The sequence below is a fragment of the Undibacterium sp. Ji49W genome (assembly GCF_049340205.1).
Lineage (GTDB): Bacteria > Pseudomonadota > Gammaproteobacteria > Burkholderiales > Burkholderiaceae_D > Undibacterium.
In genome coordinates this window covers 247,359-262,417 of sequence record NZ_JBMPOW010000005.1, presented here as the reverse complement: position 1 = coordinate 262,417, position 15,059 = coordinate 247,359, and the positions used below count along the sequence as shown (strand labels likewise).

9 protein-coding genes are annotated in these 15,059 nt (G+C 53.6%); 3 read left to right on the top strand and 6 right to left on the bottom strand.

Annotated elements, in window-relative coordinates; all coding sequences use genetic code 11:
- Positions 1–88 precede the first annotated feature (88 nt).
- Positions 89–1,288 (top strand): sensor histidine kinase, encoded by a 1,200-nt coding sequence (locus ACO0LK_RS08320; RefSeq protein ID WP_422974010.1) that lies wholly within the window; start codon positions 89–91, stop codon positions 1,286–1,288.
- Positions 1,288–2,082 (top strand): LytR/AlgR family response regulator transcription factor, encoded by a 795-nt coding sequence (locus ACO0LK_RS08315; protein ID WP_422974008.1) that lies wholly within the window; start codon positions 1,288–1,290, stop codon positions 2,080–2,082. The genes ACO0LK_RS08320 and ACO0LK_RS08315 overlap by 1 nt, the downstream gene beginning before the upstream one ends.
- Before the next feature lie 178 nt (positions 2,083–2,260).
- On the opposite strand, the gene ACO0LK_RS08310 is transcribed toward ACO0LK_RS08315, so the two are convergent.
- Both ACO0LK_RS08310 and ACO0LK_RS08305 read right to left on the bottom strand, forming a co-directional pair.
- Complete coding sequence (locus ACO0LK_RS08310; RefSeq protein ID WP_422974006.1) at positions 2,261–4,339, bottom strand: M13 family metallopeptidase; 2,079 nt, start codon at positions 4,337–4,339, stop codon at positions 2,261–2,263.
- Positions 4,340–4,439: 100 nt separating this feature from the next.
- The gene (locus ACO0LK_RS08305) at positions 4,440–6,062 is read right to left on the bottom strand and encodes a M28 family peptidase (RefSeq protein WP_422974004.1); all 1,623 of its coding nucleotides are present in this window, start codon (positions 6,060–6,062) and stop codon (positions 4,440–4,442) included.
- Positions 6,063–6,172: 110 nt separating this feature from the next.
- On the opposite strand from ACO0LK_RS08305, the gene ACO0LK_RS08300 reads away from it, so the two are divergent.
- A complete protein-coding gene (locus ACO0LK_RS08300; RefSeq protein WP_422974002.1) occupies positions 6,173–6,706 on the top strand; it encodes a hypothetical protein in 534 nt (177 codons plus the stop codon).
- 93 nt (positions 6,707–6,799) lie between these two features.
- Here ACO0LK_RS08300 and ACO0LK_RS08295 read toward each other — a convergent pair whose 3' ends face one another.
- From ACO0LK_RS08295 to ACO0LK_RS08280, 4 genes are all read right to left on the bottom strand, one after another.
- Entirely contained in the window at positions 6,800–11,560 is a 4,761-nt protein-coding gene (locus tag ACO0LK_RS08295; RefSeq protein ID WP_422974000.1) for an NAD-glutamate dehydrogenase, read from the bottom strand.
- A 345-nt stretch (positions 11,561–11,905) separates the two neighbouring features.
- Positions 11,906–12,658: a hypothetical protein gene (locus ACO0LK_RS08290; protein WP_422973998.1), complete on the bottom strand. Its 753-nt coding sequence runs from the start codon at positions 12,656–12,658 to the stop codon at positions 11,906–11,908.
- A gap of 22 nt (positions 12,659–12,680) precedes the next feature.
- Positions 12,681–13,190: a hypothetical protein gene (locus ACO0LK_RS08285; protein WP_422973996.1), complete on the bottom strand. Its 510-nt coding sequence runs from the start codon at positions 13,188–13,190 to the stop codon at positions 12,681–12,683.
- A gap of 95 nt (positions 13,191–13,285) precedes the next feature.
- Complete coding sequence (locus ACO0LK_RS08280; protein ID WP_422973994.1) at positions 13,286–14,956, bottom strand: M20/M25/M40 family metallo-hydrolase; 1,671 nt, start codon at positions 14,954–14,956, stop codon at positions 13,286–13,288.
- Positions 14,957–15,059: the final 103 nt, after the last annotated feature.

Below are 15,059 nucleotides of genomic sequence, written 5' to 3'. Positions count from 1 at the left end.
TCTGGCAAGGTCGAATTGCAAGGACAGCGCTTGTGATGAAACCCCGAAATCCTGTTACCACCTCCCCCTTCCATGGCAGAATGAGGTTATGCTGGCTGCTATACTGTGCCGCATGGAAAACCTGATCTCTGACAATGCGCTCAAGCCCCGGACTGCGGCCAGCACCGTAGCGGGTGTGCTAAAGCTATTGCTCACCAATATCCTGATATGGACCAGCATGTGCGCCGTTGGTGCCCTGGGCAATTATGGTGACCTGATCAAGTATGGGACTACCCAGCGCAACTATGGCGAGATACTATGGGCCTGGGTCAGCAGTCATTTACTGATGATGGTCTTCAGCACCTGCCTCTATCTGATCTTCATGCGCCGCGAACGGCTAATCAATAAGGTGGGTGGCATCGCGCTGGCCTATGGCGTCATGCTGCTGGGATTTTTGCCGCTGGAATTGATGTACATCACCATCCTTGATCTGCCCATGGACAAGCCCGGCTTTGGCTTGCAAGACATAGTAAGCACCGCTTTCAATCTGCGTGGCTTTACCATCTTCCTCGAATTTGCCTGGTGTACTGGTACCTTCATCGCCGTGCTGGCAATCTGTACCTGGCGCCAGGGCCGGGTACGTGAACAGGCCCTGCAACAATCCATGAACGACATACTGCGCTTGCGGCTGGATCTGGAAGAGCAAAAACTGAACGCCCTGCGTGGCCAACTGGAACCGCACTTCATCTTCAACTGCCTGAACGCCATCAGTGCCCTGGTCAGAAGCGACGACAAGCGTATTGCCCTGACTGGCCTGAACCGGCTCAGTGACCTGTTGCGTTATGCCCTGACTGCAAGCAGCAAGGATTGGGTACGTATTGAAGACGAGATGACATTCATCCGCGATTATCTGGAATTGCAAAGACTACGTTATGGCGAACGTCTGCACATACACATTAACGGTGATACCGCGACCATACTGGCGGGTGATTGCCCGCCCTTGCTGCTGCAACCCTTGCTGGAAAATGCCTTGCGCCATGACCTTGACTGTCATGAAGGCGATAGCGATATACGCATGCAGTTCAGCCTCAAGGATGAAGAACTCAGTATCAGGGTCAGCAATACTGTCACTGATGGCAATGCTGCCAACCCAGGCCTGGGACTGGGTCTGCCACAGACCCGCGCCCGGCTGGAACTGATGTATGCCGGACGTGCCAGCATGCAAAGTGGCAAGGTATCAGATGCGGGGCAGAGTCGCTATGAAGTGGAAATCCGCATGCCGCTGCATATGCCGGAAGGTGCAGCATAATGACCACCATACGTGCACTGATCGTCGATGACGAGGAGCCTGGCCGCATCAATCTGCGCTTTGCCTTGCAAGATCATCCCGACTGGCAGATCGTGGCGGAATGCGCCAGCGTGGCCGCGGCCCGTGACGTAATGGCGCAGCAGGCGATCGATGTCATTTTTCTGGATATACAGATGCCGCGCGAAACCGGCCTGATACTGGCACGTGAACTGAGTACCCAGGCGACACCACCACTGGTGATTTTTGTCACCGCCTTCAACGCCCATGCGATTGAAGCCTTTGACCTGCATGCTCTTGATTACTTGCTGAAACCTTTTGACGATGAGCGTCTGGCGCTATCGCTGGAACGCGCTGCTGCCATGCTCAAACAACGTCAGCAAGCCAGTTATGCGCAGGCGATGAGCCAGTATGTCAGGGCTGAAGATGAGGCAAAAAAAGAACAACCAGCTTACTGGCAACAAGTAAGCATTCGCTCAGTAGGCCGCATAGAGTGCATACAACTGGCTGATGTCTTATGGATAGAAGCAGCAGGAAATTACATGCAACTGCATCTGGGACAGAGACAGGTATTGCACAGGGTTGCTCTTGGCCGATTGGAAAAACATCTCGATCCGGCAAGCTACATGCGCGTGCACCGTAGCGCCATCGTGCGCTGTGATCAGCTCAGCCAGCTTGAGGTATTGGGTGACGGAGTCTATCAACTAGTGCTCGCCAACCAGGACAAAGTCCCCGTCAGCGAGCGCTATGTTGCTGAAGTCAGACGGCGCATGCATGATGGCTTGCGGCCCGGCTGACATCTTTTTTTCTTAAAACCTGTTTACGATCTGTAGCGAGCGTGCGTCAGCGGGGTCAGGGTAACTAAGCGCAGCGCAAAAAGCGGAATGTACTGTAGTACATGAGCATTTTGAGCAGCACATGAGTCCCGCGTGAACTACGATTGCGCTCGCGCAGTAAGATCGTAAGCAGGTTTTTTTACCAGACTTTAACCCTGTCCTTGGGTGCCAGATACAGTTTCTGGCCGGGCTGCACGGCAAAGGCGTCGTACCAGGCATCAAGATTACGCACGGTCAGCACACGGAACTGTCCTGGCGCATGTTCATTGGTAATGATAGCCGTGCGCAAGGTTTCATCACGCATTTTGCCGCGCCAGCTGCGGGCATAGGCCAGGAAAAATTCCTGCTCATCTTCTTTGGTGATGGCCTGGCCTTTTTGTTTCATCGACGCACGGTAAGCATCGTAAGCAGCCATCAGGCCAGCCAGGTCGGCAATATTTTCGCCCAGGGTCTGCGCACCATTGACGGACAGATCAGGGAAAGCCTTGTACTGGTTGAACTGGGCGACAAGTGCCTTGGAAGACGCCTGGAAATGCGCCAGATCAGCCTTGCTCCACCAGTTGCGCAATTCACCTTTTGCATCAAACATGGCACCGGAATTATCAAAGCTGTGGCTGATTTCATGGCCTATGGTGGCACCCAGTGCGCCGTAATTGCTGGCGTCGCTGGCATTCAAATCAAAGTTGGGTGATTGCAGATACGCAGCCGGAAAGTTGATGGCATTTTGCAGCGGCATGTTGACGGCATTCACCAGTTGCGGATTCATGCACCACTCGGTAACATCCACAGGCTGGCTAAATTTTGCCAGGGCACGACGGTATTCAAATTCCTGCGAACGTTCACGATTGCCAAAGGCATCATTCGCATCCACGCTCAGGCCGGAATAATCACGCCATTTATCCGGGTAGCCGACACCGACATAGGTAGACTTGATTTTTGCCAATGCTTCCTGCTTGGTTGCAGGTGTCATCCATTTCAGGGCCTGGACCCGTTCACCAAATGCGACCAGCAAATTATTCACCATGCCATTGATGCGCGTCTTGGATTCTGGCGAGAAATTTTCGGCCACATACAATTTGCCAACTTCTTCACCCAGCGCATTATTGGTCGCTGTCACGGCATATTTCCAGCGTGGCTGTGGCGCTTTGGCACCGCTGAGTGCGCTGTAAAACTTGAAGCGCTGATCAAAGAAAGCCTGTGGCAATACTGTGGAACGCGTGTTGATGGCATGGAAGCGCAAGTAATCCTGCCAGTTGGCCAGCGGTGTGTTCGCCACCAGTGCCGATGAGGCTTTCATGGCACCCGGATGCCAGATGATGAATTTACTTTGGCCATCCAGACCTGCGGCCTTGAAATAGGCAGCCCAGTCCAGACCACGTGCTTTCTTGTTGAAGTCGGCCAGGGTCCAGGTATTGTCAGCCTTCAGAACGTCAGACGTTGCTTCACGGTTTGCATGGCCTTTGGCGATCAGGGTTTCCAGATCAAATACGCGCCTGGCTGCCTGTTCCGGGTCCGGCACATTGGCCAGCTTCAGGGTGGCGGCAATATGCGCCAGATAATTTTTCCTCAGCTCCACCATCTTGGGGCTGGCTGACAGATAGTATTCACGGTCAGGCAAACCCAGTCCACCTTGCAGCAAGTAAGGCATGTATTTCGTATGGTCATGGAAACCTTGCGACACCCACAGGCCAAACAGGTTTTCAGTGAATACATTGGTGGCATTGATAGGATCAACATCGGCACGCAAATGTTTGCCCAGATAACTTGCCAGTGCAGTTTTGTCTTTCAGATCAGCAATGCTTTGCATCTCGCCCTGCAAAGGTGCCAGGCCACGCTGATTGATGACATCGGTATTCAGATAAGAAGTATAAAAATCACCTATCTTGCGGGCCGCACTGCCGGCATCGGCTTTGGTCGCCTGTTCTATCAGCTTCAAAACCTTGGCATCGGATTCTTCCACCAGTACATCAAAGATGCCTACTGCAACTTTATGATCGGGGATGACCGCCGTCTTTTCCCAGCCACCATTGGCATAGCGGTTAAAGTCATCGCCCGGTGCGACGGAGGTATCCATGCCACTTTCTGTTTTTGCAGCCGTTGCTGTTTTTGCTGCTGGCGCATCGGCGGCCTGTGCCTGAGTATGCATCAAAGGCAGGGCCAGCATGAGGTGCAGGCAGACGCTGGCGACGGGCTTTAATTTAAATGTTGTCTGGTTCATTATTTTCTTTCCTGTGAATTCTTTTAGAGCTTGTTGCAAATTAAGCTGGTCATGCAGAACGCTACTACAAATGCGTTGCGCCTGCTTCTTCCAATTTTTTCTACTGACGTGCTTTTGCAAAAGGATCATTTTCCTTCCATACCGGCATTTTTACAGCATTGGCAATTTCTCGTCCCAGGTTCAGGGTGAACTGTGCCTGTTCAGTCATGCCGGACAAATCCCATGCCGGGTCATATTCATCCGTAACCTGATGGTAACGCTTGCCATAGCCACGCGCTTTTTCCTGCGAGGCTTCCGGATTCTGGACATAGTCGCGGCCACTGCCTATGGAAAACGCTGGTACACCCGCCTTGGCAAAGCTGAAATGGTCACTGCGGAAATAGCCACCACCGACATCCACACGCGGCGGCGCAACCGTCATATTCATGGCTTGCGCGACCTTGCCGGCAGCGACAATCAGATCACTGCGGTCGGCCCCAAAGGCGCTGATGTCTTTGGTACGGCCAACAAAATTCAGGGTATCCAAATTCAGGGCAGCGGCAGTTTGCTTCAAAGGCCACAATGGATGGGCAGCATACCAGGCGCTACCCAACAGGCCCTGTTCTTCTGCGGCCACCCACAAGAACATCTGGCTACGTTTTGCCGGTTGCTGCGCCGCGGCTTTTGCCATGGCCAGCAAGGCTGCCGTGCCAGAACCATTATCGACTGCACCGTTATATATCTGATCTCCTGCGCCTTCGTGCTTGCCCAGATGATCCCAGTGCGCGCTGTAAATCACCAGCTCATTTTTCAGTTGCGCATCGGTGCCTGGCACGACACCGGCGATATTGAATTGTTCGAGCTGACGTATTTGCGATTTTGCTTCGCCCTTGAGTCTGGCATTGATGGCCACCGGTTTGAAATCTTTGCCTTCAGCAGCCTGGCGTAAGGCGTTCAAATCCAGACCGGCGGCGCTGAACAATGCAGTTGCTGCGGAATCCGTGATCCAGCCTTGCAAGGCAAGCCCCTTTGCATCCTTGCTAGCCAGTTGGAATTGCTCACCCATGCCACCGTTTTTCAAGACATCCCAGCTCGCGTTGGCGGACACATCGGTGTGTATCAGCAAGACCCCGGCAGCACCGCGCCGCAGGGCTTCTTCGGTCTTGTAGGTACGGCGGCCGTAATAAGTCAGGGCCTTGCCACCAAAGCGATCAGGCTGTTCCGCCGTCGGTTGCGGGTCATTCACCATGACGACCAGGATTTTGCCGGTGCAGTCAACACCCTTGAAATCATCCCACTGTTCTTCAGGCGCGTTGATGCCATAGCCGACGAACAGCAATTCATGGTCAAACTGATGCAGGGCCACGGCATCACCCGCACTCCAGATCCAGTCATTGCCAAAATTCCAGCTCAATTGCTTGCTGGCACTTTCCACACGCAGGCTGCTTGCCTGTGGCAAGGACTTGGTGCCATTGATGCTAACGGCTTGCCTGTAACTGTTGCCATTGACAGGCAATAAACCGGCAACGGCGGCCTGGGTTTCCAGGTAAGCAACCGTTAAATCACCGCCGCGCTGCCCGGTGCCGCGGCCTTCAAACAGGTCGGAAGACAACAGCGCTAGATGAGCGCGCAAGGTAGTTTCATCTACCCTGTTCGCCTGTGCTTGCGCAAAACCATATACAGGAAGCCCCAGTACCAATCCCAACAAGGCAGAAGATAAATAGTGTGCAGGATGTTTTTTCATTATTATTCAAAACTGGATGAGAAAAGAACAGGCCATTTGGAGTAAAAAAAACGGAATACGTTCAACATCTGTACCTAAAATTTCATATAAATTGTATATAGTTCCGCCACATGACTGAATCACGCATGTCACTCAAACCGACCATCCTGCTCGCTACGCTGCTCTGCATGCTGGCGACAGAGGCACAGGCTGCCGCCTGCAAGCTGGAACATATCCTGGTGACCCCGCTCAAGCCGGGTCGCTATGACACATTCCACGCGCTTGCCAAATCCGTGGAATTGCGCTTCCACAGCGATACCAATGATCCTGAAGTCGATGCCTTTCCTGAACCACCCTTACAGGTATTGCACAATGCCACGCATCAGCAGTGTGAAATCAACAGCGGTATCTGGGTCAGAAAGGATGTCTATCTGAGCCAGGATGAGCAGGTATTGGTGACCCACGAATACAGCGGTTCCAATGATTATCTGATGTTTTACAAGACAGCCGATTGCAGCAAGCTGCATGACCTGGATGTATCCGTTTCCCACTGGAAAATCAACGGCAACACGATACGCGTGCAGAGTATGGAAGGCACAAAGAAAAACCGGCAACCAAGGCAGTATTCGCTGGATGCAAGCTGCAAGCCGGTCAGCAAACAATAAATGCGTATAAAAAAACCGGCCTGTTAGTCAAAACAGGCCGGCTTCACCGCACAATACTTCAGGCAATACTTCAAAAATACCGAAGCTAATAGCTTAAGCCAGATGCCGCAATTCCCGCAGGGCCACCGATACCGGTGCCAGATCCGGCCCCTGTGCGCTGATGGTGGTCAGCAAGGCGGTCAGCCTGTCTATGGCTGGTGCATGCTGGGCATGCCAGTTGCTGACATCTTCCTGCCGTGACAATAAGCCACGGGTAATCTGGCTGGCGATCGAATACACGTCATCACGTGCACTACCACGCGCCTGGGTCTGCCACAGTGTGTCGGTAGGAAGGCGGTTGATCTGATTGCGCCAGCCAGTCAGGCCTAGCTCATCATCAATGCCAAAGTAAGCACGGGCCGCCTGTTCCAGACCGGTGCTGGTGCTTTGCGCCAGGTCAACCAGGTCCAGTGCCGGGAAGATGTATTCCAGCGCCGTCAGGTTTTGTGCCAATGTGGCTTCGACACCTGCCTGCGTCAGTGCATCTGCCTCTTTTTGCCAGTTGGCGTGGGCATTGGCTGGCAACCAGTCGTCGAGTTGCCAGCGCAACTCACGTGCGGCAGGTTGGTAGCGCTGTATCAGCGTTGGCAGATCGGTGCTTTGCGAACGTATGCGCAACATCCAGCGCGAAGCTCTTTGGGCGATCGCAATCAGCTTGGACAGCAGATCAAGTTGCAGCTTGGAATCAACCACATAATCAAGTGCATCAATCTGATCCCACAAGGATTCCAAATCAAAAATCTCGCGTGCCAGATTGAAGGCGCGAATCACATCAGCCGCAGTCGCCCCTGCTTCAGAAGCGATGAAATTGACGAAAGTCGCACCGGCACGGTTCACCACGGTATTGGTGATAAAGGTAGCGATGATTTCACGTTTCAGCGGGTGATGCGTAATCGCTTCGGCAAAACGTTCCGACAGGACTTGCGGGAAGTAAGCCTTCAATGCACGGCTGAAGAAAGGATCATCCGGCAGATTACTGGCGACCAGTTCATCAAACACTGACATCTTGGCATAGGCCAGTACCACCGCACCTTCGGGTGCAGTCAGGCCCTGCTTCAATGCCTTGCGGTGGAAGATTTCATCATCGCTGGGCAGGTATTCAATGGCACGGTTCAGTCGCCCCTGTTTTTCCAGCGACTGCATCAGCCTTTGCTGGCCATCAAGCACATACAATGGACGATGCGCAGCAATATCCAGTGCCTGGCTTTGATAATAATTGTCGGTCAGCACCAAGTGGCCAACTTCATCCGTCATCGACGCCAGCAAGTCGTTGCGTTGCTTCAATGTCAGGTCACCAGCTTCGACGATGCTACCCAACAGTATCTTGATGTTGACTTCATGATCAGAGCAATCGACACCGGCAGAATTGTCTATCGCATCAGTATAGATGCGGCCACCTTTTTGCGCGAACTCTATGCGGCCATTCTGGGTACAGCCAAGATTGCCGCCCTCGGCCAATACCTTGCAGCGCAAGTCACTACCGTTGACACGGAAGGCATCGCCGGCCTTGTCACCAACCTGGGCATGAGTTTCAAACTTGGCTTTGACATAGGTACCTATACCGCCGTTGTACAACAGATCAACAGGGGCTTGCAGAATGGCACGCAGCAATTCTACCGGCGCCAGTTCAGCCGTTTCTATACCCAATACTGCGCGTGCCTCAGGGCTGAGGCTGATGGATTTTGCCGTACGCGGATAGACACCGCCGCCAGCAGAAATCAGACTTTTTTCGTAATCATCCCAGCTGGAACGCGGCAGGTTGAACAGGCGCTGACGTTCGGCAAATGAAGCCGCCACATCTGGTGATGGATCAATAAAGATATGGCGGTGATCAAACGCAGCCACCAGTTTGATATGCTGGGACAGCAGCATGCCGTTGCCGAACACGTCGCCTGACATGTCACCGATACCGGCTACTGTAAATTCAGTATCCTGCGTATTCACACCCACTGAACGGAAATGGCGCTTGACCGATTCCCAGGCACCGCGGGCGGTGATACCCATTTTTTTGTGGTCATAGCCGACCGAGCCGCCGGATGCAAACGCATCACCCAGCCAGAAGCCATAATCAGCCGACACGCCATTGGCGATATCCGAGAAGGTGGCCGTGCCCTTGTCTGCCGCTACGACCAGGTAAGGATCGTCAATATCATGACGGACGACCAGCTTCGGAGGTACTACCGCACCCTTGACGATATTGTCTGTCACATCCAGCAGGCCGGACAGGAAGATTTTATAGCAGGCCACGCCTTCCGCCTGATAGGCTTCACGGTCTGTCGCCGGTGGCGCATTTTTCAGCACAAAACCACCTTTGGAACCGACCGGCACAATCACTGTATTCTTGACTTGCTGGGCTTTCACCAAACCCAGGATTTCGGTACGGAAATCTTCACGCCTGTCAGACCAGCGCAAGCCGCCACGGGCCACCTTGCCACCGCGCAGATGCACACCTTCAACACGGGGAGAATATACCCAGATCTCAAACAGCGGTTTCGGTTCAGGCACACCCGGCACTTCACGTGGATTGAGTTTGAAGCTCATGTAAGGCTTGAACGCGCCAGTCGCCGTGGTTTGCCACAGATTGGTACGCAAGGTGGCAACGATGGTGGCGATAAACTGGCGCAAGATGCGGTCTTCATCCAGACTCGCTACATTGCTCATCTGGGTTTCCAGCTGTTCGCGTATATGCTTTTGCGCCTGCTCGCGATCACCAACATAATCGGGCTTGAAGCGGGCACCAAACAGTTCGGCGATCAACTGGGTGATGGCGGCATTCTTGTTGAGCGCTGCTTCTATATAGTTCTGGCTATAGGCGAAACCCAGTTGCTTGAAGTAACGTGAACAGGCACGCAAGACAGCGATGGAACGAGCATCCAATGCCGTATTGAGCACCAGGCGATTGAGATCATCACTTTCAACCTCACCACCCCAGGCTTGCGAAAACAGGTTTTCAAAGCGCAGTTTGACCGCAGACAAATCGGTATTGACAGGTAACTGCAAGCCCAGGTCATGTATCCATAAGGTCTCTGCACCGCTGACGATGGCGTAAGGGTGTTCATCCAGTACCCTGGCACCCATGTGTTCCAGTACCGGCAGGGAATCAGACAGGGCCACCTTGGCGGTGTTATAAATCTTGAAGCGTAAATTACCCGGGCCAGCATCCAGTGGCCGGTACAACTTGACCATCATCGGTGAACCGGCATTCAGGCTGGCCAGCATGTCTGCATCTTCGGCACCAACCAGTGCAGAAAAATCTTCACGGTATGCAGTGGGGAAGGCATTCGCAAAACGGTTTGCCAGGCTCAGGCCATTGCCTTCGCCATGCGAGCGCAACAGCTCTGAAGTGCAATCATCTTCCCAGCGCTGTGCGAGTTTGGCGATGCGTGCTTCCAGCATGGCCAGATTGACGTTTTGAGGTGCCACATCCTTGGCCCTGACCAGGTAATGGATGCGCGCCAGCGGGCTGTCGGTCAGCATGGGGGTAAACTCGATGGATTGGCCATTCAGGGCCATCATCAATTCATTGCCGATCTTGACGCGTAACTCGGTGTTATAGCGGTCACGCGGGACAAACGCCTGGGCTGAGGTGAAACGGCCAAAAGGATCACGGCGCAGGAACAGGCGGGTGCGCTGGCGTTCTTGCAGGCGCAGAATGCCTATCGCGTGCTCAGCCAGGGTGGCGGCATCAATCTGGAACAACTCATCACGCGGATAATCATCGAGGATGGCTTGCAGGGACTTGGCCGCATGACTTTCCGGCACGACGCCAGATGTGCTCATGACATTCGCCACACGCTGCCGCACCAGCGGGATGTTGCCCACCGCTTCAGAATACGCTGTTGAAGTGTACAGACCCAGGAACCGCGATTCACCAATGACATTACCCGCGTCATCAAAACGCTTGACGGCAATATAGTCCAGCCAGGCTGGTCTGTGCACGGTAGCACGTGTCATGGCCTTGGTGACCATGACCATTTCTGTTGATTCCATCAAGGCCACGACTTCTGGCGGCAAACGGGTTTCAGCTGTTTTGACAGGGCCACGCAAGATACCCAGGCCAGAATCGGCTATCGCCACCAGACTGACATTGTCGCCGTCGCGCTTCAGATCGTAGTCGCGCACGCCAAGGAAAGTAAAATGACGGTCTTCCAGCCAGGCCAGGAAAGCAATCGCTTCATCACGTTTTTCTGGTGACTGGGTAGATTTTTCACAGGCTGCACGCACTTCGCGTGCTCGTGCCAGCATGGGTTGCCAGTCGACCACGGCACCACGTACATCGGACAAGACACTTTTCAAGTCTTCCACCAGCGCCTGCTGGGCTGCCGGATCAACAATGCGGTCACATTCCACCAGGATCAGGGATTCGACCGGATCAGCATGCCCCGCCGCCTTGGCCGCAGCCACGGTACTGACCGAAGCCACACTGCCGCTGGCATCCCGCGCCACGCTCAGCAAAGGATGCACGATCCAGTGTGCAGTACGGCCACTGCGGTTGATCGCCATCGTCACCGAATCCACCAGGAAAGGCATATTGTCATTGACGATCTGCACGACCGTATGGTCACTGACAAAACCATCTTCTGCCAAGGTCGGGTTAAACACGCGTATCTTCGGCGTATGTGCCGTACGCGGTGCATCCAGCAAACGCCAGTGGGCATTCGCCTGCGCAAACAGGGTCGCCGGCCCACGCGTGATGATTTCATCCGGGTCGGTATTTTCAAAATACGCGGTAATAAAATGGCCCTGACGCTCGGTAGCAGGTCCAGTGTGCGCTTGCGCATAAGCGATCAGCTCAGCGAAGTGGGAAGAGGTCATACGTTCTCCTTCTGATTGGAAGATAACGAGAGATAAGTTTGCAGCGGTGCATGCAATCTGGTGGTGCAAGTATCCTCCATTATGCATGTTCAAACAAACGTATGCTCCGACATCAAAACGAGCACGACCGTGCGGCAAATCAATGAAACAGGACAAAGACGGATATTGCGTGCTTAAGTGTTGCTTACTCCGACAAAAATGCAGACAAAATACAAAAATATTCAGACAGCGATAAATACAAACTTTCTGCGTTTCCTCAAATTTTCAGACGAGGCGATCAGAAAAAACACACGAACGCCAATGTGCAGTGCAGCATGCCTGGCCCACCATCCCACCATTCCACCATCAATGCATACGATCATTGAACCGCACCGGCTGCATGAACCATCCCACAATACTGGCGACCAGCATGATGGCGGCGACCCACACCAGGCTGCGCCAGGGTTGGCCGCCGCTTTTGATGATCTCGAAACTCTCGACAAACACGGTTTCGCAGGCACCATTGCCGGTATCGGTGCGGACTATGCTGGTGCCGCGCTTGAAGGGCATGCCGTTATGATGATGTGAATATTCAGACAGGCGGCCACGGAAATGGATCTGGTCGCCGACCTGTACCTTTTGCATGATCTTGGCCAGCCTGGTCTGATCGGTCAGCAAATGATTATTTGAAATCGCGGTTTCATCAAAGGCAGCAAAGGCTTCCATGGAACTGCTGCCGTAATTACAGGTGAACTGGCCGCTGGAAAAGTTCAGGTCGCCATAGGCGCCGGTTTTCACGTTCTTGCCCCAGACCACGCACAAATCCACCACGTTCAGGTTATCGTTCCATTCGCGGTGCAAATAATCCCACCAGGCATTCGCATCATGCTTGCTGACAACCAGGCCGACCAGGTCGTAGTCATACAGAGGCTGTACCGTATAGGTAACACCACCTCGCGTGGTCTGGAAAGCCTTTTGGGTAATTTCGGTCTGCACCGGTTCATTGAGCAGGATGGAATTTAATTCTGCCGAGGGCGGCAATATATCGCGTCGCCAGATGGAAATCACCAGCAGCCAGACGCTGAAGAATACCAGCCAGCGTAAAGTGGTTCTGATCATGAGCCGGACGCCATACCGATACTTAGTCCAGCTTCAACAGGCTGGCATCATGCAGGGAACAGGACTGGACTTTGGCGCCAAAAAAGTCGGCCTGCAATTGAAATGCACGCAAAATACGTTGTTGCCCGGCTTCATCTTCGGGCAGACTGAACACTACTTTCAGGAGTGGAGTGCCAGAGCTGATTGCGACAGATAGCGGAACCGGTGGCGAAGACAAGACTGCCTTGACTGGTTCAGCATCACCCTGCTGACGGCGCATTTCTGCCAGTATTTCGGTTTCGCTGATGAGGACGCTGTCATGCGCGCCCTGGAATTTTTTTACGCCACCATTGATGACGGCGATACCGCCGGTAATTTCAAATTCGGCTGAGGAAATTCTTTCGTAATGAAAAGCTTCCCAGCCGCTTTGCTGCTGCTTGCGTTGTGCCACGATCGCCATCGCTGCTGCGGCCAGGCCACCGCCAGCAATCATCCCTACCGGCAGCATATCTGCCAGGCTGGTGGGAAGGCTGTCTTGCAAAGTATCGCTCATCGTCTGCGCATCAATAAAAAAGGACCAGTCTGCATTGTATTCTTGTTCGGGAATGCAATGCAGAACTGGCCCTCAATCAGGCGCTATCGACGGATTTATTTCTTACTGTCAGCAGTTGCTGTTGTTTCCTTGCTGTTTTCCTTCTTCTCCTCTGCCGGTGGGTCTTTCGGCAAAGGCTTGCGCGGCAGCATGTCGTTGCGGTTTGCGGTATGGGCGACAAAGCTGGCCAAGACCAGGGAAGCCTGGGTCAGGTCGCTTTTTTGCACCTTGTCGTACAGGTCCATGCTGGAATGATGGGTACGGCTGGCATAATCCATATCATCCTGAACGAACTGGAAGCCTGGTACACCAACGCGGTCAAAACTCACATGGTCAGTGCTGCCGGTGCTGCGCAGAGTGGTGGTGGTCGCGCCGACATCATTGAAAGGGGCCAGCCAGGCATCAAAAATCGGTTTGACGGCTGCATTGTTTTCCGCATAGATGCCGCGGATTTTGCCGCCACCATTGTCCAGGTTGAAATACGCAGAAATCTTGCCATGCATGGGCTTGACGCTCATGGGGCCGGTCAGCTTGCGGGCAAAGGGGGGCAATTCCAGTTCCTTGGGATCGGTCGGTTCTGGGCGCGAAGCTACCCATTTATTGACATAGGCACGTGAACCCAGCAAACCCTGCTCTTCACCGCCCCACAAGGCTATGCGTATGGTACGGCGCGGCTTGAAGCCGCTGACCTTCAGCAGACGTACCGCTTCCATCACCATGGCTACACCGGCCGCATTGTCGGTGGCACCGGTGCCACCATGCCATGAATCCAGATGCGCGCCCAGCATGACGATTTCATCCCTTTTGTCGGTGCCGGGGATTTCTGCCAGTACATTGATGGCGGCTTCCGGGTCTTCGTCGTTGAATCTGGCCTTGATGTCGATTTCCAGCTCCACGTCTTTTTTCTTTTCGACCAGGCGGTACAGGCGATTATAGGTTTCGCTGGCCACGACCAGATTGGCGGGGCCAGTGGCTTCATCCTTTTTGTAAGAGCCACCTTCCTGGACAAAAATTGTGCCGTCTTCGCCGCGCGTGACGTTCAGTGCTGCCAATACTTTTTCTTCCGCCAGGAAAGTACGCAATTTCTTGCGAAAGGCCAGTTGTTTGATATAGGTCGGCAAATCACCGCGACGCGAGGGTGCGGCTTCAAAATCGACCTTGGTCAGTTCATCCAGTTCTTCATGCGAATAACGATGCGCATCGGCCTTCATATGCGGCTTGATGGGCAGAGGTTCATCCAGCAACACTATCGCACCGGCCAGCTTGCCCTTCCATTTTGCCAGGTCTTCATCGGCCAGCATTTTTGCAATCATCAGCTTGCCACGCTGCATGCCATCGGTACCTGGCGTCCAGGCCTTGGGGATGGCGTATATATCAAACTGTGAAGGTGAGACCATGCGCAAGGTGGTCTTTTCCAACGTCCAGCCACGGCCAAAGGGGGCAAAGCTTTCGCTGTGCACATTTTGCAAACCCCATTCACTGAATTTTGAACGTGTCCATTCACTGGCTTTGCGCAATGCCGGTGAGCCGGTCAGGCGCGGCCCGATTTCATCGGTCAGTACACCAAAAATTTCCTGGGCTTTGGAGCGGTTCATGGCTTCATCACGCAAGCGGGTGATGAGCTCAAGATCAACCTTCTCTTCAGTCGCGGCAGCGGCAAAGCTGGCGCTTGCGGTAAAACTGCTGGCGACGATGGCGGTACCCAATAAAACGTGAAACATGCGCATTGCTGGTCTCCTGTAGGAAATCTGGGGTGTCTTTGATAGTGACATTGCTTTGTTGCAAAGCTGGGTCGGGTTCATTTAGCTTAATTTGTCCTGCTGCTAAAAG